The sequence below is a fragment of the Pseudomonas sp. IT-P260 genome, from assembly GCF_949768395.1.
In the GTDB taxonomy this organism is placed as follows: Bacteria; Pseudomonadota; Gammaproteobacteria; order Pseudomonadales; family Pseudomonadaceae; genus Aquipseudomonas; species Aquipseudomonas parakoreensis.
Map to the genome: position 1 here is coordinate 295,269 of NZ_CATKPO010000043.1, position 21,179 is coordinate 316,447.

21 protein-coding genes are annotated in these 21,179 nt (G+C 60.2%); 12 read left to right on the plus strand and 9 right to left on the minus strand.

What is annotated here, in order from left to right; genetic code table 11:
• Both moaE and ACM6HV_RS25810 read left to right on the plus strand, forming a co-directional pair.
• The gene (moaE, locus tag ACM6HV_RS25805) at positions 1-453 is read left to right on the plus strand and encodes a molybdopterin synthase catalytic subunit MoaE (RefSeq protein ID WP_225137609.1); all 453 of its coding nucleotides are present in this window, start codon (positions 1-3) and stop codon (positions 451-453) included.
• Positions 454-719: 266 nt separating this feature from the next.
• Entirely contained in the window at positions 720-1,496 is a 777-nt protein-coding gene (locus ACM6HV_RS25810; protein WP_145597515.1) for an ABC transporter substrate-binding protein, read from the plus strand.
• Positions 1,497-1,613: 117 nt separating this feature from the next.
• Here the strand turns inward: ACM6HV_RS25810 and ACM6HV_RS25815 are convergent, their stop codons facing one another.
• The 5 genes from ACM6HV_RS25815 to ACM6HV_RS25835 all read right to left on the minus strand — a co-directional run bounded on the left by ACM6HV_RS25815 (position 1,614) and on the right by ACM6HV_RS25835 (position 6,902).
• Positions 1,614-2,240, minus strand: a complete 627-nt coding sequence (locus ACM6HV_RS25815; RefSeq protein WP_414905615.1) for a helix-turn-helix transcriptional regulator — start codon at positions 2,238-2,240, stop codon at positions 1,614-1,616.
• Between the two features lie 92 nt (positions 2,241-2,332).
• Positions 2,333-3,460, minus strand: coding sequence for an NAD(P)/FAD-dependent oxidoreductase (locus tag ACM6HV_RS25820; protein ID WP_414905616.1), 1,128 nt, complete (start codon positions 3,458-3,460; stop codon positions 2,333-2,335).
• A 135-nt stretch (positions 3,461-3,595) separates the two neighbouring features.
• Positions 3,596-4,540 (minus strand): ornithine cyclodeaminase family protein, encoded by a 945-nt coding sequence (locus ACM6HV_RS25825; protein WP_414905617.1) that lies wholly within the window; start codon positions 4,538-4,540, stop codon positions 3,596-3,598.
• A gap of 136 nt (positions 4,541-4,676) precedes the next feature.
• Positions 4,677-6,149 (minus strand): ATP-dependent RNA helicase RhlB, encoded by a 1,473-nt coding sequence (rhlB, locus tag ACM6HV_RS25830; RefSeq protein ID WP_198758446.1) that lies wholly within the window; start codon positions 6,147-6,149, stop codon positions 4,677-4,679.
• A 96-nt stretch (positions 6,150-6,245) separates the two neighbouring features.
• On the minus strand, positions 6,246-6,902 hold the full coding sequence (locus ACM6HV_RS25835) for an alpha/beta fold hydrolase (RefSeq protein ID WP_145597523.1): 657 nt from the start codon (positions 6,900-6,902) through the stop codon (positions 6,246-6,248).
• A gap of 468 nt (positions 6,903-7,370) precedes the next feature.
• Here ACM6HV_RS25835 and ACM6HV_RS25840 point away from each other — a divergent pair, with 468 nt between their 5' ends.
• The 4 genes from ACM6HV_RS25840 (at position 7,371) to ACM6HV_RS25855 (ending at position 11,535) form a co-directional block, all read left to right on the plus strand.
• Positions 7,371-8,402 (plus strand): amino acid ABC transporter substrate-binding protein, encoded by a 1,032-nt coding sequence (locus ACM6HV_RS25840; protein WP_007965188.1) that lies wholly within the window; start codon positions 7,371-7,373, stop codon positions 8,400-8,402.
• Positions 8,403-8,467: 65 nt separating this feature from the next.
• A complete protein-coding gene (locus ACM6HV_RS25845) occupies positions 8,468-9,649 on the plus strand; it encodes an amino acid ABC transporter permease (RefSeq protein WP_047292689.1) in 1,182 nt (393 codons plus the stop codon).
• Between the two features lie 10 nt (positions 9,650-9,659).
• Positions 9,660-10,757 (plus strand): amino acid ABC transporter permease, encoded by a 1,098-nt coding sequence (locus ACM6HV_RS25850; RefSeq protein WP_041064780.1) that lies wholly within the window; start codon positions 9,660-9,662, stop codon positions 10,755-10,757.
• A 13-nt stretch (positions 10,758-10,770) separates the two neighbouring features.
• The gene (locus ACM6HV_RS25855) at positions 10,771-11,535 is read left to right on the plus strand and encodes an amino acid ABC transporter ATP-binding protein (protein WP_003221897.1); all 765 of its coding nucleotides are present in this window, start codon (positions 10,771-10,773) and stop codon (positions 11,533-11,535) included.
• Between the two features lie 69 nt (positions 11,536-11,604).
• Here ACM6HV_RS25855 and ACM6HV_RS25860 read toward each other — a convergent pair whose 3' ends face one another.
• On the minus strand, positions 11,605-13,230 hold the full coding sequence (locus ACM6HV_RS25860) for a S8 family peptidase (RefSeq protein ID WP_414905618.1): 1,626 nt from the start codon (positions 13,228-13,230) through the stop codon (positions 11,605-11,607).
• 248 nt (positions 13,231-13,478) lie between these two features.
• Here ACM6HV_RS25860 and ACM6HV_RS25865 point away from each other — a divergent pair, with 248 nt between their 5' ends.
• From ACM6HV_RS25865 to ACM6HV_RS25885, 5 genes are all read left to right on the plus strand, one after another.
• Positions 13,479-14,138 carry a FadR/GntR family transcriptional regulator gene (locus tag ACM6HV_RS25865; RefSeq protein WP_414905619.1) on the plus strand — a complete coding sequence of 220 codons (660 nt, stop codon included), beginning with the start codon at positions 13,479-13,481 and terminating at the stop codon, positions 14,136-14,138.
• Positions 14,128-15,414, plus strand: a complete 1,287-nt coding sequence (locus tag ACM6HV_RS25870; protein WP_414905620.1) for a CynX/NimT family MFS transporter — start codon at positions 14,128-14,130, stop codon at positions 15,412-15,414. The genes ACM6HV_RS25865 and ACM6HV_RS25870 overlap by 11 nt, the downstream gene beginning before the upstream one ends.
• A gap of 236 nt (positions 15,415-15,650) precedes the next feature.
• Positions 15,651-16,121, plus strand: a complete 471-nt coding sequence (locus tag ACM6HV_RS25875; RefSeq protein WP_414905621.1) for a nuclear transport factor 2 family protein — start codon at positions 15,651-15,653, stop codon at positions 16,119-16,121.
• A 39-nt stretch (positions 16,122-16,160) separates the two neighbouring features.
• Complete coding sequence (locus ACM6HV_RS25880; protein ID WP_047292696.1) at positions 16,161-16,463, plus strand: GIY-YIG nuclease family protein; 303 nt, start codon at positions 16,161-16,163, stop codon at positions 16,461-16,463.
• 84 nt (positions 16,464-16,547) lie between these two features.
• Positions 16,548-17,483, plus strand: coding sequence for a glutathione S-transferase family protein (locus ACM6HV_RS25885; RefSeq protein WP_414905622.1), 936 nt, complete (start codon positions 16,548-16,550; stop codon positions 17,481-17,483).
• Positions 17,484-17,641: 158 nt separating this feature from the next.
• On the opposite strand, the gene ACM6HV_RS25890 is transcribed toward ACM6HV_RS25885, so the two are convergent.
• Positions 17,642-17,992 carry a glutaredoxin family protein gene (locus tag ACM6HV_RS25890; protein WP_414905623.1) on the minus strand — a complete coding sequence of 117 codons (351 nt, stop codon included), beginning with the start codon at positions 17,990-17,992 and terminating at the stop codon, positions 17,642-17,644.
• Positions 17,992-18,996 (minus strand): nucleoid-associated protein YejK, encoded by a 1,005-nt coding sequence (yejK, locus tag ACM6HV_RS25895; protein ID WP_047292700.1) that lies wholly within the window; start codon positions 18,994-18,996, stop codon positions 17,992-17,994. The genes ACM6HV_RS25890 and yejK overlap by 1 nt, the downstream gene beginning before the upstream one ends.
• Positions 18,997-19,538: 542 nt before the next feature.
• On the opposite strand from yejK, the gene ACM6HV_RS25900 reads away from it, so the two are divergent.
• A complete protein-coding gene (locus tag ACM6HV_RS25900) occupies positions 19,539-19,820 on the plus strand; it encodes an HU family DNA-binding protein (protein ID WP_003221909.1) in 282 nt (93 codons plus the stop codon).
• Between the two features lie 202 nt (positions 19,821-20,022).
• Here ACM6HV_RS25900 and rlmF read toward each other — a convergent pair whose 3' ends face one another.
• Positions 20,023-21,042, minus strand: coding sequence for a 23S rRNA (adenine(1618)-N(6))-methyltransferase RlmF (rlmF, locus tag ACM6HV_RS25905; protein ID WP_041064757.1), 1,020 nt, complete (start codon positions 21,040-21,042; stop codon positions 20,023-20,025).
• Between the last annotated feature and the right edge of the window lie 137 nt (positions 21,043-21,179).

A 21,179-nucleotide genomic window follows, 5' to 3' on the forward strand; every position in this document is an offset into this window, starting at 1 on the left:
ATGGCGATTCGTGTGCAGTCCACGGCGTTCGATCCCGGCGCTGAAGTCAACGCGATGCACGCGGCGAATGTCGGCGTTGGCGCGGTGGTGAGTTTTGTCGGCTACGTGCGCGACTTCAATGACGGGCTGGATGTGGCCGGGATGTTCCTTGAACACTATCCGGGCATGACCGAAAAAGCCCTTGGCAAGATCGCCGTCGAGGCCGAGCAGCGCTGGCCGCTGCTGAAGCTGGAAGTGCTGCACCGCATCGGCGCGCTGGAGCCGGGCGAGCCGATTGTGTTTGTCGGCGCGGCCAGCGCCCATCGCCAGGCGGCATTCGACGCCTGCGCCTTTGTCATGGACTACCTGAAAACCCGCGCGCCGTTCTGGAAAAAAGAGAACACCCGCGACGGCCCGCGCTGGGTTGAGGGGCGAGACAGTGATCATGCTGCGGCGGAGCGCTGGAAGAAGTAATTTCTGTAGTGCCCTTCAGTCAGTTTTCGCGAGCAGGCTCGCTCCCACATTGGATCTTCATGAACGCAGATATCGTGTTCGCTACAGATCCCCTGTGGGAGCGAGCCTGCTCGCGAAGGCGTCACCTGCATCACTAAAATCCCTTCTCTTTACCCAATTGACGAAATGTACACATAAGTCCAGTATGGATTTATAAGTACAAAAATCCCGTTCCAGCTCTTTTCTTCTGTCTTGCCAAACCAACAACAACCCGCGAGAGAACGAACATGAAGAAACTCCCCCTCATCACCGGTCTGGCCCTGAGCCTGTTGGCGTGCACCCATTCGTTTGCTGCGGAGAAAACCCTGCGCATCGGCATTGAGGCCGCTTATCCACCCTTCGCCTCGAAAACCGACAAGGGCGAGATCGTCGGTTTCGACTACGACATCGGCAACGCCCTGTGCGCGCAGATGAAGGTCAAGTGTGTGTGGGTCGAGGGTGAGTTCGATGGCCTGATCCCTTCGCTGAAAGTGAAGAAAATCGACATGGCGCTGTCGTCGATGACCATCAACGAAGACCGCAAGAAGTCGGTGGATTTCACCCACAAGTACTACTTCACTTCGTCGCGGCTGGTGATGAAGGAAGGCGCCACGGTCGATGACCAGTACGCCAGCCTCAAGGGCAAGACCGTCGGTGTGCAGCGTGCGACCACCACCGACCGTTATGCCACCGAGGTGTTCGAGCCCAAGGGCATCATCGTCAAGCGCTATGGCAATAACGAAGAAATCTACATGGACCTGGCGGCAGGGCGGCTCGATGCGATTTTTGCCGACACCATTCCGCTGACCGACTTCCTGTCGATGCCACGCGGCAAGGGTTACGCGTTTGTCGGGCCGGAACTGAAGGATCCGAAGTACGTGGGCGAAGGCGCGGGGATTGCGGTGCGCAAGGGCAATACCGAACTGGTCAGCCAGTTGAATACGGCCATCGACGGGATTCGTGCCAGCGGCGAATATCAGAAGATTTCCGAGAAGTATTTCAAGTCCGACATCTACGGCGACTGATCTACCGCTTTCGCGAGCAGGCTCGCTCCCACATTGGATCTGTGCCGTTCACAAATCCCCTGTGGGAGCGAGCCTGCTCGCGAAGAGGTCATTCCAGGCAACACAACTCCTGGATCTTCAGCCCTTCAATTCCTTCAAATGCTTGTACACCGTCGCCCGCCCCATGTTCAGCACATTGGCCACATAGTTCGAGGCGCTCTTGCCCTTGAACGCGCCTTCGGCATGCAGCGCCAGCACCAGTTCGCGCTTGTGATCGCGGGTCAGCAGATTCAGGCTCAGCTGCCGCTCGCGCAGCCAGGCGTGGAGGAAGGTGTTGATGCGTTCCTGCCAGTCATCGCGAAACAGTGAATCCGGCTGCGGGATCAGTTTGCTCGGCGACAGGAACAGATCCAGCGCAGCCTTGGCATTCTCGAACAACGAGATATTCAGATTGATGCACAGCACCGCCAGCGGCCGCTCTTCACCGTCGCGCAGTACGGTGCTCAGGCTGCGGATCTTCTGGCCGTCCCAATTGAGCTTTTCGTACGGGCCGATGTTGCGCTCACTGATCTCCTCGCTGAGCATGTCTTCAAGCGATGAATCGTCGCCGATCTCGCGTTTGGACAAGTTGTTGGCGATGTAGTCGACCTTCTGCGTGCGCAAGTCGTGCAGCACCACTTCGGCGTGGGGAAAGAACAGCGTGGCGATGGCGTCGGCGATGGCGCGGAAATTATCCAGTGCCGGATCGAATTCGGGGGCGGTCATGTTTGTGGAGCTCCAGGCAGCGTCAGCGCCCCCGTGCACGGGGGCGCTGCGAGTGTGCCGCAATCCGTTGGGCGCGTCATCCGCCAAGGGGCTCAGCCGAGCCTTGCAAGGGAGAGCATGGCGCTGCTCAGGCCGAACTGCTGCAGATGTTCAGGCAAGGCTTCACCGCGTACCAATGCCGCACTGGCCTGGCCCATGGCCGGTGAGGTCTGAATACCGTAACCGCCTTGGGCTGCGACCCAGAACAGCCCGGGCACCTGCGGATCGAAACCGCTGAGCAGATCACCGTCGGCGACAAAACTGCGCAGTCCGGCCCAGGTGCGGATCGGGCGGCGAATAGTCAGGGTCGTAGCCTCTTCGATCTGATAGATGCCCATGGCGATGTCCAGCTCTTCCGGTTGCACGTCATGCGGTTCGACCGGATCGGCGTTGGCCGGCGAGCCGAGGAACATCCCGGCGTCGGGCTTCATATAGAACGACTCATCGAGGCTGACCAGCATCGGCCAGTGATGAATGTCCACGCCCTCGGGGCCGGCGAAAATGAACGCCGCGCGGCGCTTGGGTTGCAGGCCCAGCGCTTGGGCACCGGCCAGTGCGCCGATCTGGTCGGCCCAGGCGCCGGCGGCGTTGATGATGACCGGCGCGCTGAAGGTCTGACCGTTGGTCTGCACTTGCCACTGACCGTCAGTGTCACGACTCAGGCCCAGCACTTCGCAATCGGTGTGCACCTGGCCGTTGTTGCGGCGGATACCGCGCAGGAAGCCCTGATGCAGGGCGTCGGTGTCGATGTCGCTGGCGGTCGGGTCGTAGATCGCGCCGTGGACTTTTTCCCGACGCAGGATCGGCAGGCGAGCGCAGGCTTCGTCGGCGCTGAGCAGCTGCATTTCTGGCACCGTGGCTTTGGCGCTGAGGTACTGGTTGTTCAGTTCGGCGGCGTCACCGCTGAAATCCACGGTCATTTCGCCGCGTGGCGTGAGCAATGGGTGCTCGCAAAAGCCGCTCGGCGGATGGTCGAAGAACGCGCGGCTGGCCAGCGTCAACGCCCGCACTTGCGGCGTGCCGTAGGCGGCGGTATAGAGCGCGGCGGAACGTCCGGTGGAGTGATAGGCCGGGTGTGATTCGCGTTCGAGCACGATCACCTTGGCGTGCGGCGACAGCCAGAAACCGGTGGAAGCGCCGGCAATCCCGCCGCCGATGATGATGAAGTCTGCCTGGCTCATGAAATCTCCCAATTTATCTGGAATCCTGTAGGAGCTGACGAGTGAAACGAGGCTGCGATCTTTTGATCTTGTCTTTTGAAAATCAAAAGATCGCAGCCTCGTTTCACTCGTCAGCTCCTACAAGGGATCGAGGTGTCAGTGCTTGAGGTGATAAATAGCATTGGCCAGCGCAATGTCTTCCAGGCCCAGGCCGATTGAACGGAAAAATACGTGACGTTCGTAACCGGGGCGTGGCACTTTCTCGCTGAGCAGATCGGCAAGGTCACCGACAATCGCAGACTTGTCCCAGCCATGCTGCTCTCTCGCGATCAACATCTCACCCGCCGAGCCCGGCGTGGTCAGCCGATAGTCACAGAACACCTGCATGTCGCCCAAGCTCTGTGGGGGCACCTCATGGGCGCGCGGAGCGTTGGTGCTGATCGAGGTGATCAGTGCCGGTTTCCTCAAGCTGGCCGGGTCGATCACTGGGCCGGCGGACGAGGTGCAGAGCATGATCACGTCCGCGTCCGTGAAGGCGATATCGCGGCTGTCGGCAATCTTCACCCCCGGGTAGATCTCTTTCAGCAGCGCCCGGGTTTCAGCGTCTTCAGACAGGCTCGGTGAGTACACGCTGATGCGCTGCCAGTCACGCAGACCTTTCACGTAATGCAGATGCGCCTGAGCAACCTTGCCGCTGCCGATGATCGCCAGCCGTTGGGCATTCAGCGGGGCGAGGGCATCGACTGCAACGGCGGTGGTCGCTGCAGTGCGTGCGGTGGTCAGCTCGCCGGCATCGCAAAGCAACAGCGGTTGGCCGGTTTTCATCGACATCAATAGTGTCCACGCCGTGACCAGTGGCCCTTGCTCGCGGACGATGTACGGCGAGGTCTTGACCCCGTACACGCCATCCTCGGTCATCACCCCCAGATAATTGATGAAGTCGCCGGCGCCCTGCGGAAACTCCACCAACTGCTGCGCCGGTTGCACGGCGTGGCCGGCGGCGAGGTCGCGAAACAGTTTGCGCAGGATCTGCGGCACGTCGATGCGCGCCAGCAGCTCGCGGGCCTGGGTGTGGTCGATCACGTAGGGTGTACTGGACATGTCAGGCTCCGCGGTCTGGATATAAACTTATTTGTCCATTATGGACTTTTAGTTATCTATCGCAAGCGCCTGGTGAAAACGTCGGGCAAAAAAAAGCGCAGTCCGTTGCCGGCTGCGCTTTTTGCTTTCGGGGCGTTTACTGCGGCTGCGGACGCTTGCGTTCGACTGCGCGCAGCAGGTGCGTCGGCGGTGTTTCGCAGCTGATCTTGCGACCGAGCTTCTCTTCGATCGACGGCAACTGGTACGAGTCGTCCTCACCGGCGAAGCTGATCGACACGCCATCGGCGCCAGCGCGACCGGTACGGCCGATGCGGTGCACGTAATCGTCCGGGACTTCCGGGAGGGTGAAGTTGATCACGTGGCTGATGCCGTCGATGTGGATGCCACGACCGGCTACATCGGTGGCCACCAGCACGCGAATCTTGCCTTCGCGGAAGCCTTCCAGGGTCTTGATGCGCTTGTGCTGCGGCACGTCGCCGGACAGTTGCGCAGCGTTGATGCCGTCACGTACCAGACGCTCTTCGATACGGCGCACTTCGTCCTTGCGGTTGGCGAAGACGATCACGCGCTCCCAGCCGTTGTCGTTGACCAGGTTGAACAGCAATTTGTACTTGTCCGCACCGGCTACCGCGTAGATGTGCTGCTCGACGTTTTCGTTGGCCACGTTGGTGACTTCGATTTCGACGATTGCCGGATCGGTGGTCCATTGCTTGGCCAGGTTCATCACGTCTTCGGTGAAGGTCGCGGAGAACAGCAGGGTCTGACGCTCGGACTTCGGCGGGGTCTGGCGAATGATCTGCCGCACTTGCGGGATAAAGCCCATGTCGAGCATGCGGTCGGCTTCGTCCAGCACCATCACTTCGACCATGTCCAGGTGCACGTCGCCGCGCTGGTTGAAGTCGAGCAGACGGCCCGGTGTGGCGACGAGGATGTCGCAGTGGCGTGCTTCGAGGTGCTTGAGCTGCTTGTCGAAGTCCATGCCGCCAACGAACGTCATCACGTTGAGGCCGGTGTACTTGGTCAGGTCGGCCGCATCCTTGGCGATCTGCACCACCAGCTCACGGGTCGGCGCGATGATCAGTGCGCGGGGTTCGCCCATGTAGCGTTCTTTCGGCGGCGGGGTCTGCAGCAGTTGGGTGATGATCGAGATCAGGAACGCGGCGGTCTTGCCGGTGCCGGTCTGCGCGCGGCCGATGGCGTCTTTGCCGGCGAGGGTGAAACCCAGCACCTGCGCCTGAATCGGTGTGCAGTATGGAAAGCCCAGGTCCTGGATGGCGTGCATCAGTTCCGGAGCGAGTTTGAAATCGTGGAAGCGGGTTTTGCCTTCCTGGGGTTCGACGACGAAATCTTCGAGTTTCCAGGGAATGACCGGTGCCTTGGGCTTCGGTTCGCGGCGCGGCCGGGGCGGTTTCGGTGCTTCGGCGCGGACAGATTCGGTGGCGATGGCAGGCTGCGGCTCGGGCTGAGGTGTCGCTACCGGTGCCGGACGTTCGGCTTTGGGCGTATCGCTGCGAGGGCCGGGGGCGCGTGAGGGCGCACTGGGGGCTGGCGCGAGCTGCTCAGCCTCGCTTTTGCCGAACATTTTCTTGAGTGCTTTGAGCACGGTCATCTCATCAATTGGTTAAGGAATGTACGCCGGCCAGTGTAATGCAAGAAGCGGGCTCGGCGTAGTGGGATGATCAAAGGGACGTTCGAACTGAAACGATCAACGCAGGTGTTCACCCAGCCAGACCCCGATGTCGCGAATTTCTTCGGGTAACACTTCGTGCTCCATTGGGTATTCCTGCCATGTCACGGTGACACCATGCTTCAGCAGATGCTCATAGGCGCTACGTCCCATCGAGTTCTGCACCACGCCATCGAACTGGCCGTGCAGGCACAGCGCAGGAATACGCTGCTGACTGGCTGAAAGCTCCATTTCATCGGTGAAGGTCGGGGCATAGGTGGACAGAGCAAGTACGCCACCCAACGGACCTTGCCACTTTATATAAGCGGTGTGCAGGACAACGGCGCCACCCTGGGAAAACCCGGCGAGAAAAATCCGCGAGGCGTCTATTCCGCTGGCGCGCTCCTTTTCGATCAATTCGATGATGCGATCCGCCGACGCTTCCAACTGCTCACGGTCAATCGACCGCGCCGGACTCATTGCTTTTATGTCGTACCAGCTCGGCATCGCGTAACCGCCGTTGATGGTGACGGGCAGGGTTGGCGCTTGCGGTAATACGAAGCGCGTACTCAGCAGGCTTTCCTGCAGCGCTTCAGCCACTGGCAGGAAGTCATAGCGATCCGCGCCGAGACCGTGCAGCCAGATCACACAGGCGTCTGCGGGCTTTTGGGGTTGAAGAATCAGGGGCTCGTGCATGGCTGCTCCAAAAATGTGCGGGCGCTCTCAATAAGTGCGTGATTTGCGTGCGCGCCCGGTCGATCCGTTAACAAGATGTCGCAAGGCTACAAGTTTTGCTATTGACCTGTCGCGCAACCGCTTCAGCAAGCGGTGTGGTACGGGCTTTGCTATGGAGGATTCTGTATGAAGCGTCCTACGCCCTGCGGTAACACTATCAGTGTACGTCGTGCGAAGGGATTGCAAAGAATCCGGTGATGGATGTTCGCCAATGGCCGCTACGGGCAACGCGAACGTGAAAGGGCTACAGCCCGTTCGGCCGACTGGTGAGAAGTGAGTTGTCCATGATGTGGATTTTCTCCTACTAGACTCATAGCGAAGGTCTTACGTCGGTTGACCCCAAAAAAAGCCAACACGGGTCAACAACGCCTCAAAAGGGTGCGACTGGACTCAAGCTCCGACACAACAAGAGCAAAACTGGAGGTTTGAATGAAGATGTTGAAATCCACTCTGGCGGTCGTGACTGCTGCAGCAGTACTCGGCGTCAGCGGGTTCGCTCAGGCGGGTGCAACCCTGGATGCCGTGCAGAAGAAAGGTTTCGTGCAATGCGGCGTGAGCGACGGTCTGCCGGGTTTCTCGGTGCCGGACGCTTCGGGCAAGATTCTCGGGATCGACGCTGACGTTTGCCGCGCTGTGGCCGCTGCCGTATTCGGCGACGCCAACAAGGTCAAGTTCAGCCAGTTGAACGCCAAGGAGCGCTTCACCGCGCTGCAGTCCGGCGAAATCGACCTGCTCTCGCGCAACACCACCATGACCAGCTCGCGTGACGCCGGCATGGGCCTGAAATTCCCGGGCTTCATCACTTACTACGACGGCGTGGGCTTCCTGGCCAACAACAAGCTGGGCGTGAAAAGTGCCAAGGAACTGGACGGTGCAACCATCTGCATCCAGGCCGGTACCACCACCGAACTGAACGTCTCCGACTACTTCCGCGCCAACGGCCTGAAGTACACCCCGATCACTTTCGACACCTCCGATGAAAGCGCCAAGTCGCTGGAGTCCGGTCGTTGCGACGTGCTGACCTCCGACAAGTCGCAGCTGTACGCACAGCGCAGCAAGCTGGCCTCGCCAAAAGACTACGTGGTACTGCCGGAAACCATCTCCAAAGAACCACTGGGCCCGGTCGTGCGTAATGGCGACGACGAGTGGCTGGCGATTGTTCGCTGGGTTGGCTACGCGCTGCTGAACACTGAAGAAGCCGGCGTGACCTCGAAAAACGTGCTGGAAGAAGCCAAATCCACCAAGAACCCGGACGTTGCTCGTCTGCTGGGTGCTGACGGTGAATACGGCAAGGACCTGAAACTGCCGAAGGACTGGGTTGTGAAAATCGTTTCGCAGGTCGGTAACTACGGTGAAATCTTCGAGAAAAACCTCGGCAAGAGTACTCCGCTGGAAATCGACCGTGGCCTGAACGCGCTGTGGACCAACGGCGGCATTCAGTACGCACCACCAGTGCGCTAATGGTTCTATCACCCGGCGGGCCAACCGCCGGGTGATGTTCTGTTCCATTTTTTCCGGGGCACTTCATGCAAAATTCAATCGGCGCACCAAAGCAGAGGTTCAGCCTCAGCGATCCGCGAGTGCGTGCGTGGCTGTTTCAGATCATCACCGTCGTGGCGGTGGTCGCCATGGGCTGGTATCTGTTTGATAACACCCAGACCAACCTTCAACACCGGGGCATCACGTCCGGTTTCGATTTTCTCGAGCGCAGTGCCGGGTTCGGCATCGCTCAGCACCTGATTTCCTACACCGAAGCGGACAGTTACGCGCGGGTGTTCGTGATCGGCCTGCTCAATACGCTGCTGGTGACCTTCATCGGTGTGATCCTGGCGACCCTGCTGGGCTTCATCATCGGTGTGGCGCGGCTGTCGCCGAACTGGATCATCAGCAAACTGGCGACCGTGTATGTGGAAGTGTTCCGCAACATTCCGCCGCTGCTGCAGATCCTGTTCTGGTACTTCGCGGTTTTCCTGACCATGCCGGGACCGCGCAACAGCCACAACTTCGGCGACACCTTCTTCGTCAGCAGCCGGGGCCTGAACATGCCGGCCGCGCAAATGGCTGACGGCTTCTGGGCGTTCTTCATCAGTGTGGTGCTGGCCATCGTCGCCATCGTGCTGATGTGCCGCTGGGCCAACAAGCGATTCGAAGACACCGGCGAACCATTCCACAAGTTCTGGACCGGCCTGGCGATCCTGCTGGTGATCCCGACCTTGTGCACGCTGATCTTCGGTGCACCCCTGCACTGGGAAATGCCGCAACTCAAGGGCTTCAACTTCGTTGGTGGCTGGGTGCTGATCCCGGAACTGCTGGCGTTGACCCTGGCGTTGACCGTGTACACCGCAGCATTCATCGCGGAAATCGTCCGTTCCGGGATCAAGTCGGTCAGCCATGGCCAGACCGAAGCGGCGCGTTCGCTCGGCTTGCGCAACGGCCCGACCCTGCGCAAGGTGATCATTCCGCAAGCCCTGCGGGTAATCATTCCGCCGCTGACCAGCCAATACCTGAACCTGGCGAAGAACTCGTCGCTGGCCGCCGGTATCGGTTATCCGGAAATGGTTTCGCTGTTCGCCGGCACCGTGCTCAACCAGACCGGTCAGGCGATCGAAGTCATTGCCATCACCATGAGCGTGTACCTGGCGATCAGTATCAGCATTTCCCTGCTGATGAACTGGTACAACAAGCGCATTGCGCTGATCGAGCGGTGAGGAAACGCGCATGACAACCCATACTTTCAAACCCGACATGCCACCGCCGGCCAAGGTTTTCGGCCCGATGGCATGGATACGCGCCAACATGTTCTCCAGCTGGCTCAACACCCTGCTGACCCTGTTTGCGTTTTACCTGATTTATCTCGTCGTGCCGCCGATCCTCAGCTGGGCGATCCTCGACGCCAACTGGGTCGGCACCACCCGCGCCGACTGCACCAAGGACGGCGCCTGCTGGGTGTTCATTCAGCAGCGTTTCGGCCAGTTCATGTACGGCTACTATCCGGTGGAACTGCGCTGGCGTGTAGACCTCACTGTTTGGCTGGCGGTGCTCGGCGTGGCGCCGCTGTTCATCTCGCGCTTCCCGCGTAAAGCGGTGTACGGCCTGAGCTTCCTGGTGATCTACCCGATCGTCGCCTGGTGCCTGCTGCATGGCGGCGTGTTCGGCCTCGATGCCGTGGCGACCAGCCAGTGGGGCGGCCTGATGCTGACGCTGGTCATCGCCACCGTCGGTATCGCCGGCGCCTTGCCGCTGGGGATCATTCTGGCACTGGGCCGTCGCTCGAACATGCCGGCGATCCGTGTGGTCTGCGTGACGTTCATCGAGTTCTGGCGTGGCGTGCCGTTGATCACGGTGCTGTTCATGTCCTCGGTGATGCTGCCGCTGTTCCTGCCCGAAGGCATGAACTTCGACAAGCTGCTGCGGGCGCTGATCGGGGTGATTCTGTTCCAGTCGGCCTACGTCGCCGAGGTGGTGCGCGGCGGTCTGCAAGCGATCCCCAAAGGTCAGTACGAAGCGGCTGCGGCGATGGGCCTGGGTTACTGGCGCGCCATGGGCCTGGTGATTCTGCCGCAAGCCCTGAAGCTGGTGATTCCCGGCATCGTCAACACCTTCATTGCGCTGTTCAAGGACACCAGCCTGGTGATCATCATCGGCCTGTTCGACCTACTCAACAGCGTCAAGCAAGCCGCTGCCGATCCGAAATGGCTGGGCATGGCCACCGAAGGCTACGTGTTCGCCGCACTGGTGTTCTGGATTTTCTGTTTTGGTATGTCGCGCTATTCCATGCATCTGGAACGCAAGCTCGACACTGGCCACAAGCGTTAGGAGTTCTCTGTAAATGAGCGAAGCAATCAAAAAGCCTGTGGGCCCTGAAGGCATTATCCAGATGCAGGGCGTGAACAAGTGGTACGGCCAGTTCCACGTGCTGAAAGACATCAACCTCAACGTCAAACAGGGCGAGCGTATCGTTCTGTGCGGCCCGTCGGGTTCCGGCAAATCGACCACCATCCGCTGCCTCAATCGCCTGGAAGAACACCAGCAGGGCCGCATCGTGGTTGATGGTGTGGAACTGACCAACGACCTCAAGCAGATCGAAGCGATCCGCCGCGAAGTCGGCATGGTGTTCCAGCACTTCAACCTGTTCCCGCACCTGACCATCCTGCAGAACTGCACGCTGGCGCCGATGTGGGTGCGCAAGATGCCCAAGCGCAAGGCCGAGGAAATCGCCATGCATTACCTGGAGCGTGTACGCATCCCGGAGCAGGCGCATAAATTCCCGGGGCAACTGTCCGGCGGTCAGCAACAGCGTGTGGCGATTGCCCGCGCGCTGTGCATGAAACCGAAAATCATGCTGTTCGACGAACCGACCTCGGCACTCGACCCGGAGATGGTGAAAGAGGTACTCGACACCATGATCGGCCTCGCCGAAGACGGCATGACCATGCTCTGCGTGACCCACGAAATGGGCTTCGCCCGCACCGTGGCCAACCGCGTGATCTTCATGGACAAGGGCGAAATCGTCGAACAGGCGGCGCCGAACGACTTCTTCGACAACCCGCAAAATGACCGCACCAAGCTGTTCCTGAGCCAGATCCTGCATTGATCGCTTGAGACGTTCGCCTGACAAAAAGCCCTGCCGGTATGCCGACAGGGCTTTTTTCATGTAGGAGAATCAACCCGCATTTGCTTTGAGTTCAAGTGCCAACTGCACGGCACGCAGCGCATTGAGTCGACCGTGCCCGTAGTAGTGACTGTGGCCGTTTTTGTCGTACTGGCCGAGCGGCCCGTCATCGGGGTGGCCGATCTTGTCGCAACAATCGGCAAGAATCCGCCGTACCGCAGTGCGATCAAGCTCAGGGTTGACGCCGAGCACCAGTGCAGCAATGCCCGCAGCGCCAGGGCAGGCGCTGGAGGTACCGCTGAAGGCCTCGGTGTAGGCCGGCAATGTGGCTGCGGCAAACTTTGCGCTCAAATCGGTGGTGCGGATACCCCGGGTCTGCGGGATCGAGGTTGCAGGCTTGAATGTCGGATCGGGGTGTTGCTGATCTCCGCTGGGAAAGCAGCACCAGACGCACTTGCCATAATCACTGTAGGCACTGCGCCGGTTCTGATCGTTGCAGGCCCCTACCGCAATGACCTCTGGGTGGCTGGCGTAGCCATCGTTATCGGCGCATTCGTTACCGTTTCCCGCGCCAAAAAAGATCACACAGCCTTTGCCATTGCGGCCCTTGGTGGCGGCGTATTCGATTGCCAGCCGTGTACTGGCAGCCAAGGGAAACACTTGCGTGTGACGCGGATCCGCCGGGTCGGCCCAATGACCTTCAGCCGGCCCCCAGCTGCAGGAAATGACGTCCGCTCCCTGATCGGCGGCCCAGAAAAAGGCGTCGGCCTCCGCGCGTGCTCCCAAGGGTTTGGTGAGTTTCAACGGCATCAGGCTGGCCTTGGGGGCGACACCGCTGGCGCCGTCCTGACCATTGGCGCAAGCCACTCCGGCAGCGGCCGTACCGTGGCGCTCCAGGGCGTTCAGTGGGCGCGGGCCCCCTTTGGCGTTACGTCGGTCAAAGTTCTTTGCACCGACCACTTTGCCTTCTCCGGAAAATTCGGGATGGTCAATATCAAACGCGTCATCGATGACGGCGATCACGATGCCTTCGCCCTGCGCGAGCTCATGTGCGGCTTCGACGTTGGCGCTGGCATCGATTTCAACCTGATAGGTCACGGTGGTTTTCTTCAGGTGCCACTGATTGGCATGGATCGCTCGGCGTTGACCCTGTCGCAGCAATTCCGGATGGCAGTACTCGACCTCGTCGCGTTCCAGCCATTTACCGGTGAGGGTGCAGATATCGATGCCATGAGTGCCGGGGTGATGGACAAAGAAAGCATTGGTTGCATAAGGCACCTGTTGTTTGATCATCAGCCCCAGCTCTTCAAGTATGACCATGCACTCAGTGGCTTTCAGCGAATCGACGAACTTCAAAAAGACATTTTCGGTATAGAGCACCGGCTCCTGAGTGACGGGTTCCACCAGCACACTGCCGGCGAAGCGCACGTCGGGCAATTCGCGTAACAGCGCCTTGCGGTGCGATGTGTCCGAGTGTTCAGGCAGTTTGAAAACCTGCACATCAGCGTCCTCGATATGCATCAAAAGCTCACAGCCCTCCAGCGCGGTGTGAGCGGACTCACAGCAAAGCGTTTGAGCCAACAGCGTTCCCGCGTGGCTGCGGACTGCCAGCAATTGGCGATTCTTCTGCAGAACAAAAGGGCGGTCGTGCTGCTTGCCGAAATTGACTTCTACCATGAGCGTTGCATCTTCCTTTGGATAATGACGGGGCAAAACGCCCCTGGATCAATGTCCAGAGTCTGCAGTCCAGCATCTGCAAGTGATGTCGGCAGTATTCCTGATGAGTGTGGGAAATGACTTCGCCTGCCATCGGTCTTTACAGTTAGTTAAGTAGGATTGATGTCTCTGTTGGGGTTGTGTGGGGAACCTCAGCTGACTACCATGTCAAAAAATTCATCCTATGATTGGATGAAAGGGCGAATTTCATGGCAGACATCTCACCTTTGATCAAGCGATCCCTGGTCGATCAGGCCCTGGATCAGTTGCGCCAACGCATCACCGATGGCGTGTGGCAGGTCGGCGAACGGCTGCCGACCGAGCCTGAGCTGTGCGCCGAGCTGGGCATCAGCCGCAACACCGTGCGTGAAGCCATGCGCGTGTTGGCGTTTTCCGGGTTGATCGAAATCCGGCAGGGCGATGGCAGTTATTTGCGCGCAGTGGTCGATCCGATGGACACGCTCAAGGCGTTGTCCCGTTGCTCGCTGGAGCAGGCGCGCGAGACCCGGCACATCCTCGAAGTCGAGGCGATTGGTCTGGCCGCGCTGCGTCGTACCGATGAGGATCTGGTCGCACTGCGCGAGGCACTTGGCACCAGTGGCAGTCATTACCACGGTGATCTCGACACTTACATTGCCTGCGATCTGGTGTTCCACCGCCGTCTGGTGGACGCCGCGCACAACCCGACCCTCAGCGAGCTGTATCGCTATTTCTCCAGCATCGTCGGCGCGCAATTGCGCCAGACGCTGAACATCGTCCCGCGCCGTCAGGAAGTGTTCGACCTGCACATCGAGTTGCTCGATGCCGTCGAACAACGCGACCCGGAACGGGCCAAAGCCATATCGAGGCAGTTGATCAATGAACCTTGAAAGCGAGAAAAACCTCCCAATCCCCAAGCGCACGGCGGAGCTCGAAGAGCTGCTGATCGACGCCGAGGCCGACGACGAACAAGTGCAGCAAAGCCATCCGCTGGTGCGCCGGCCGTGGCTGTTGCTGCTGGGCCTGATTCTGGTGGCGCTGAACCTGCGCCCGGCGCTGTCGAGCATGGCGCCGTTGCTCAGCGAAGTGTCGAAAAGCCTTGGCCTGTCTGCTGCGCAGGCCGGTCTGCTGACCACGCTGCCGGTGTTGTGCCTGGGCTTGTTCGCACCGCTGGCGCCGATTCTGGCGCGGCGTTTCGGCGCTGAACGAGTGGTGCTGGGGATTCTGCTGACCCTGGCCGCCGGGATCATTGTGCGCAGCAACTTCGGTGAGATCGGCCTGTTCGCCGGTAGCGTGCTTGGCGGTGCGAGCATCGGCATTATCGGCGTGCTGCTGCCGGGCATCGTCAAACGCGACTTCGCCAGACACGCCGGAACCATGACCGGCGTCTACACCATGGCCCTGTGCCTGGGCGCGGCAATGGCCGCGGGTTCCACCGTGCCGTTGAGCGAGCACTTTGATAACAGCTGGGCACTGGGCCTGGGCTTCTGGGTGATCCCGGCGCTGGTGGCGGCGCTGTTCTGGTTGCCGCAGGTCGGGCAGAAACACGGCGCGCACAACGTTGCCTATCGGGTGCGTGGGCTGCTGCGCGATCCGCTGGCCTGGCAAGTGACGTTGTACATGGGCCTGCAATCGTCGCTGGCGTACATCGTGTTCGGCTGGTTGCCGTCGATCCTGATCGGTCGTGGCTTGACTCCGACCCAGGCCGGCCTGGTGCTGTCCGGTTCGGTGATCATTCAGCTCGCCAGCTCCCTCGCGGCACCGTGGCTGGCGACCCGGGGCAAGGATCAGCGCCTGGCGATCGTGGTGGTGATGGCGCTGACCCTCGGCGGTCTGTTCGGTTGCCTGTACGCGCCGATTGAAGGGCTGTGGGGCTGGGCGATTCTGTTGGGGCTGGGGCAGGGCGGTACGTTCAGTCTGGCGCTGACCCTGATCGTGCTGCGCTCGCGGGATTCGCACGTGGCGGCGAACCTGTCGAGCATGTCCCAGGGCTTCGGCTACACCCTGGCGTCGATGGGGCCATTCGCGGTCGGCGTGGTGCATGACTGGACTGGCGGCTGGAATGCCGTGGGCTGGATTTTCGGCATTATCGGCACCGGTGCGATCATTGCCGGGCTGGGTGCCGGGCGTGCGCTGTACGTGCAAGTGCAAAGCGAAAAGATCTGACGCGTAACCCTTTTTTGCGGCCAGTGATATCCCATGTGGGAGCGAGCCTGCTCGCGAAGACAGTGGTTCAGGCACAGATCGTGTTGAATGTGCCGGCCTCTTCGCGAGCAGGCTCGCTCCCACAGTTTTTGCGGTGCTTTGAATCTTGCGTGGTATTCGCTTTGCGAATGCCGATAGTGTTTCTGCGATTTGCAGCTTATCGTGCTGGCAATCTGTCCATTTCCCGGAGTTTGCCCATGAGCGAAGCCCACGCCGCCCTGATCACCCGCTTCTACCAAGCCTTCCAGCGCCTCGACGCCGAAGCCATGGCCGCGTGCTACACCGATGACGTGGTGTTCAGCGATCCGGCCTTCGGCGAGTTGCGCGGCCGCGATGCTGGCGACATGTGGCGCATGCTCACCACTCGCGCCAAAGACTTTTCCCTGACCTTCGACAATGTCCGCGCCGGCGAGCGCAGCGGTGGCGCGCACTGGGTGGCGACGTATCTGTTCAGCCAGACCGGCAACGTGGTGATCAACGATATTCAGGCACGTTTCGTCTTTCGTGACGGCAAGATCTGCGAGCACCACGATCACTTCGACCTGTGGCGCTGGTCGCGTCAGGCGTTGGGCTTCAAAGGCCTGCTGCTCGGCTGGACACCGCTGGTGCGCAACGCCGTGCGGGCGCAGGCGTTGAAAGGGCTGAAGGCATTTCAGGCCGGTCGCTGATAAGATTGCGGCCTGTTTCCTACACGTCCAGATCCCGAAGTGACCAGCCTCAGCGAAAAACCGGTTGATGTTGTCGAACCCGTGAGCAAGTCCTGGTTCGTCTACCTCGTGCGCGCGGCCAATGGCTCGCTGTACTGCGGGATCAGCGACGACCCGGTGCGGCGCTTCGCCAAGCATCAAAGCGGCAAGGGCGCGCGGTTCTTCCTGTCCAGCCCGGCGATGGCGCTGGTCTACACCGAACGTTGCCGCGACAAGAGCGATGCGTTGCGTCAGGAGCGCTTGATCAAGAAGCTGCGCAAGAGCGCCAAGGAATGCCTGGTGGCGTCTTATCAATCTGACTGATCGGTTCCCATCAGCCAGATCTGTAGGCTGCTAATCAAATGCACGCTAAGCTGCCGATTCACTTTCTGTGCGGCGGAGCCGAGCATGTCCGAGTTGATTCTGCATCATTACCCGACCTCTCCATTTGCCGAAAAGGCTCGTCTGCTGTTGGGCTTCAAAGGCTTGTCCTGGCGCTCGGTTCACATTTCGCCGGTGATGCCCAAGCCGGATCTGACCGCGCTGACCGGGGGCTATCGCAAGACCCCGGTATTGCAGATCGGCGCCGACATCTATTGCGACACCTCGTTGATCGCCCGTCGTCTGGAGCAGGAAAAAGCCCTGCCGGCGTTTTTCCCGGAAGGCCAGGAAATGATCAGTGCCAGCTTCGCGACATGGGCCGATTCGGTGGTGTTCCAGCATGCCGTCAGCCTGGTGTTCCAGCCGGAATCGGTGGCGGTACGTTTCGGCAAGTTGCCGCCGGAAGCGATCAAGGCGTTCATGGCTGACCGTGCCGGGCTGTTCAGTGGTGGCAGCGCCACGCGGTTGCCGGCCGAACAGGCCAAACACCAATGGCCAACGATCATGGCGCGCCTGGAGCAGCAGTTGCAGCGCGAGCAGGGCGACTTTCTGTTCGGTGAGCCGTCGATTGCCGACTTCGCCCTGGCGCATCCGCTGTGGTTCCTCAAGGCGACGCACGTCACTGCGCCGTTGGTCGATGAATATCCGGCCGTGACGGCCTGGCTTGGGCGTGTGCTGGGCTTTGGCCATGGCGCCGCGAGCGAAATGACCGCCGAGGCGGCGTTGGAAGTGGCGCGCACCTCGACGCCGGCGGCGTTGCCGGATGAGCAATTTGTCGATCCGAACGGGTTCAAGGCCGGACAGCAGGTGGCGATTGCCGCCATTGACTACGGGGTGGATCCGGTGGAAGGCGAGTTGCTGTTTGCTGGCCGCGAAGAGCTGATCCTGCGCCGCGAAGACCCGCGTGGTGGCGTGGTGCACGTGCACTTCCCGCGCTTTGGTTTCCGCATCGAAGCCCGCTGATCAGCAAGCGGCCTTTGCTTGGGGGGCAATTGTGGTGAGGGGATTTATCCCCGATGGGGCGCGAAGCGCCCCCAAAAAACTGCACGCCCTACCAGGCAGATTTTGCGACGGCTTCGCCGCCGATCGGGGATAAATCCCCTCGCCACAGAGGAGTTGTGTTATTTCAGGGCGGCGAGGATCTCGTCCGGGTCAAACCCGCGAATCAACGTGCCATTCACGTCTATCAGCGGAATCCCGCGCCCACCCAGCGCCTCATACGCTTTGCGCGCCTCGGCGTCCTTCTCGATATCGAATTCCCGGAAAGCAATCCCCTTGCTGTCGAGAAAGCGCTTGGTCTGTTTGCAGTAGCCGCACCAGTCGGTGGCATACAGCATGACACGGGCCTGCGCCCGCGTCTGCTCAGAGACCATCTGCGACGGGTTGAACACCCGCTCGATCTTGCCCCAGTTCTGATAGATCACCACCACCAGCAGAACCAGCGCAACCTTCTTCAGCACATTGCCCAGCATCAGTTGCGGCGCTTGAGCTGATCGGTGAGCGAGGTCGGCAGGCCCTTGATGATCAGGGTGCCGGCCTCTTCGTCGTATTCGATCTTCGAACCCAGCAGGTGCGCTTCAAAGCTGATCGACAGACCCTCGGCGCGGCCGGTGAAGCGGCGGAACTGGTTGAGGGTGCGTTTGTCCGCCGGAATTTCCGGCGACAGGCCGTAATCTTTGTTGCGGATGTGATCGTAGAAGGCTTTCGGCCGTTCTTCATCGATCAGCTCCGACAGCTCTTCCAGGCCCATTGGCTCGCCGAGCTTGGCCTGGCTGCTGGCGTAATCGACCAGGGTCTTGGTTTTCTCACGGGCGGAGTCTTCCGGCAGGTCTTCGCTCTCAACGAAGTCGCTGAAGGCCTTGAGCAGGGTGCGGGTCTCGCCCGGGCCGTCGACGCCTTCCTGGCAGCCGATGAAGTCGCGGAAGTACTCCGAAACCTTCTTGCCGTTCTTGCCCTTGATGAACGAGATGTACTGCTTGGACTGCTTGTTGTTCTGCCACTCGGAGACGTTGATCCGCGCCGCCAAGTGCAGTTGGCCGAGGTCAAGGTGACGCGACGGGGTGACGTCCAGCTCGTCGGTCACCGCCACGCCTTCGCTGTGGTGCAGCAGGGCGATCGCCAGGTAGTCGGTCATGCCTTGCTGATAGTGGGCGAACAGTACGTGGCCGCCGACCGACAGGTTCGACTCTTCCATCAGTTTCTGCAGATGCTCGACCGCGACTTTGCTGAACGCAGTGAAGTCCTGGCCGCCTTCCATGTATTCCTTCAGCCAGCCGCTGAACGGAAACGCGCCGGATTCCGGATGGAACAGGCCCCAGGCTTTGCCTTGCTTGGCGTTGTAGCTCTCGTTGAGGTCGGCAAGCATGTTCTCGATGGCCGCGGACTCAGCCAGTTCGGAGTCGCGGGCGTGCAGAACTGCGGGCGTGCCGTCGGGTTTTTTGTCGATCAGGTGGACGATGCAATGACGGATCGGCATGGGCTTCTCGGCTGGTGGAAGGGAGGAGGGCGGGCTCCCCCGAAAAAGCGCCCAGTGTACCCGATTCTCCACTTGGGACGATGCAACCGTCCCCGTGTAGGAGCTGCCGAAGGCTGCGATCTTTTGATCTTGTTTTTGAAAAATCAAAGTCAAAAGATCGCAGCCTTCGGCAGCTCCTACAAAAACAGGGCGCAGCAAAAAATTGTGGCCCATGGCAGCGTAATCAGGGGGTGGAAGGGCAAATCCGGGGCAAGCGCCTGCGCTTATGCAGTTTTTTACCGATTTAGAGCAATAAACCTGACCAAATGGGTAGCTAGAGGCGGATATTTCCCCGTCTCTGTGCTAGTTTTGCCCGGTCTTACGCGAAGTCACTGCGTTAAGCGTGCAATCAGCATTTGTCAGGTCGAACCAAACCCTGATTTCGGTATCTATAACCCGACTCGTCGTGGTTATCGCCGAGGGTGCCAGATCCAGAAGATCGGGCTCGATGGCTGACACTGCACTCTGCAATCCATATGAATTTGATAGGGAAGGAACACTACATGGCTCTTACTAAAGACCAACTGATCGCCGACATCGCTGAAGCTATCGACGCGCCGAAAACCACCGCGCGTAACGCTCTGGACCAACTGGGCCAAATCGTTGCCGATCAGCTGGAAAACGGCGGCGAAATCACCTTGCCAGGTATCGGCAAGCTGAAAGTGACCGAGCGTCCTGCCCGCACTGGCCGTAACCCTTCGACTGGCGCTGCCATCGAAATCCCTGCCAAGAAAGTGATCAAGCTGGTTGTGGCCAAAGGCCTGACCGACGCTGTGAACAAGTAAGACGCAGCGATAAAAAAACCGTGCACCGGAGTGATCCGGGCACGGTTTTTTTGTGCCTGCGATTTGGCGGCGCCACGCAATCCAATGTGGGAGCGAGCCTGCTCGCGAAAGCGCTGTGTCAGTCAATAATGAAGTTAACTGACACGCCGCCTTCGCGAGCAGGCTCGCTCCCACAATTGATTTGTGTCCGGCGATGCAATGTTTAGCGGACCCAGCGCTCGCGACGCCAGATCTGCTGCTCGGACTTGGTCTGAAAGGTCCACGCCACGAAGCGGCTCTGTTTCTGCCCTTGCGACATCTCCACCACTTGGCTTTCCAGCACACCGGCCTTCTTCAGCGCGGTTTCGATGGCGGGCAGGTTCGAGGCTTTCGACACCAGGGTGCTGAACCACAGCACCTTGTGCTGGAAGTTCGCGCTCTCGGCGATCAGTTGCGTCACGAAACGCGCTTCACCGCCTTCACACCACAGCTCGGCAGACTGACCACCGAAGTTCAGCACCGGCAGTTTGCGTTTCGGATCAGCCTTGCCCAGTGCGCGCCATTTGCGCTCGCTGCCCTTGGTCGCCTCTTCCATCGAGGCGTGGAACGGCGGGTTGCACATGGTCAGGTCAAAGCGCTCACCCGGTTCCAGCAGGCCGATCAGGATGTGTTTGCGGTTTTCCTGCTGGCGCAGCTGGATCACCTTGTTCAGGCCGTTGGACTGGACGATGGCCCGGGCAGCAGCCACGGCGGTCGGATCGATTTCCGAGCCGAGGAAGTGCCAGCGGTATTCGCTGTTGCCGATCAGCGGATAAACGCAGTTGGCGCCCATGCCGATGTCCAGCACGTTGACGATTGCACCGCGCGGCACCTTGCCGTCGTTCATGCTGGCCAGCAGGTCAGCGAGGAAATGCACGTAATCGGCACGACCGGGGACCGGTGGGCACAGGTAGTCCGCCGGAATGTCCCAATGCTCGATGCCATAAAACGCCTTGAGCAGCGCCCGGTTGAACACGCGCACCGCGTCGGGGCTGGCGAAGTCGATGCTTTCCTTGCCGTACGGGTTGGTGATCACGAACTTCGCCAGTTCCGGCGTGGTCTTGATCAGCGCCGGGAAGTCGTAGCGACCCTGATGGCGATTGCGCGGGTGCAGGCTGGCCTTTTCACGCGGCTCGACGGCTTTGGCCGGGGTCGCGGCATCAGGTTTCTTGCGCGCAGGTTTGGGGGTGCGGGGGGCGTTCATGGGTGTGATCGATTCGGGTATGGCTGAAAGTGGCGGGTATTGTCCCACATCTAATGGCAACACCGTTCACAACTGTGGGAGCGAGCCTGCTCGCGAAGACGGTTACACATTCGCCAGATCAGTCTCCTGACACACCG

What these genes read in the sequence shown, in the direction of transcription:
- ACM6HV_RS25825 (WP_414905617.1), bottom strand. Translation starts at nt 4,540, where the DNA reads ATGTCCAGTACACCCTACGTGATCGACCACACCCAGGCCCGCGAGCTG.
- rlmF (WP_041064757.1), bottom strand. Translation starts at nt 21,042, where the DNA reads ATGAACGCCCCCCGCACCCCCAAACCTGCGCGCAAGAAACCTGATGCC.
- ACM6HV_RS25850 (WP_041064780.1), top strand. Translation starts at nt 9,660, where the DNA reads ATGACAACCCATACTTTCAAACCCGACATGCCACCGCCGGCCAAGGTT.
- rhlB (WP_198758446.1), bottom strand. Translation starts at nt 6,149, where the DNA reads ATGACCGTGCTCAAAGCACTCAAGAAAATGTTCGGCAAAAGCGAGGCT.
- ACM6HV_RS25810 (WP_145597515.1), top strand. Translation starts at nt 720, where the DNA reads ATGAAGAAACTCCCCCTCATCACCGGTCTGGCCCTGAGCCTGTTGGCG.
- ACM6HV_RS25890 (WP_414905623.1), bottom strand. Translation starts at nt 17,992, where the DNA reads ATGCTGGGCAATGTGCTGAAGAAGGTTGCGCTGGTTCTGCTGGTGGTG.
- ACM6HV_RS25870 (WP_414905620.1), top strand. Translation starts at nt 14,128, where the DNA reads ATGAACCTTGAAAGCGAGAAAAACCTCCCAATCCCCAAGCGCACGGCG.
- ACM6HV_RS25885 (WP_414905622.1), top strand. Translation starts at nt 16,548, where the DNA reads ATGTCCGAGTTGATTCTGCATCATTACCCGACCTCTCCATTTGCCGAA.
- ACM6HV_RS25840 (WP_007965188.1), top strand. Translation starts at nt 7,371, where the DNA reads ATGAAGATGTTGAAATCCACTCTGGCGGTCGTGACTGCTGCAGCAGTA.
- ACM6HV_RS25860 (WP_414905618.1), bottom strand. Translation starts at nt 13,230, where the DNA reads ATGGTAGAAGTCAATTTCGGCAAGCAGCACGACCGCCCTTTTGTTCTG.
- ACM6HV_RS25820 (WP_414905616.1), bottom strand. Translation starts at nt 3,460, where the DNA reads ATGAGCCAGGCAGACTTCATCATCATCGGCGGCGGGATTGCCGGCGCT.
- ACM6HV_RS25815 (WP_414905615.1), bottom strand. Translation starts at nt 2,240, where the DNA reads ATGACCGCCCCCGAATTCGATCCGGCACTGGATAATTTCCGCGCCATC.
- ACM6HV_RS25875 (WP_414905621.1), top strand. Translation starts at nt 15,651, where the DNA reads ATGAGCGAAGCCCACGCCGCCCTGATCACCCGCTTCTACCAAGCCTTC.
- ACM6HV_RS25900 (WP_003221909.1), top strand. Translation starts at nt 19,539, where the DNA reads ATGGCTCTTACTAAAGACCAACTGATCGCCGACATCGCTGAAGCTATC.
- ACM6HV_RS25855 (WP_003221897.1), top strand. Translation starts at nt 10,771, where the DNA reads ATGAGCGAAGCAATCAAAAAGCCTGTGGGCCCTGAAGGCATTATCCAG.
- ACM6HV_RS25835 (WP_145597523.1), bottom strand. Translation starts at nt 6,902, where the DNA reads ATGCACGAGCCCCTGATTCTTCAACCCCAAAAGCCCGCAGACGCCTGT.
- ACM6HV_RS25845 (WP_047292689.1), top strand. Translation starts at nt 8,468, where the DNA reads ATGCAAAATTCAATCGGCGCACCAAAGCAGAGGTTCAGCCTCAGCGAT.
- moaE (WP_225137609.1), top strand. Translation starts at nt 1, where the DNA reads ATGGCGATTCGTGTGCAGTCCACGGCGTTCGATCCCGGCGCTGAAGTC.
- yejK (WP_047292700.1), bottom strand. Translation starts at nt 18,996, where the DNA reads ATGCCGATCCGTCATTGCATCGTCCACCTGATCGACAAAAAACCCGAC.
- ACM6HV_RS25865 (WP_414905619.1), top strand. Translation starts at nt 13,479, where the DNA reads ATGGCAGACATCTCACCTTTGATCAAGCGATCCCTGGTCGATCAGGCC.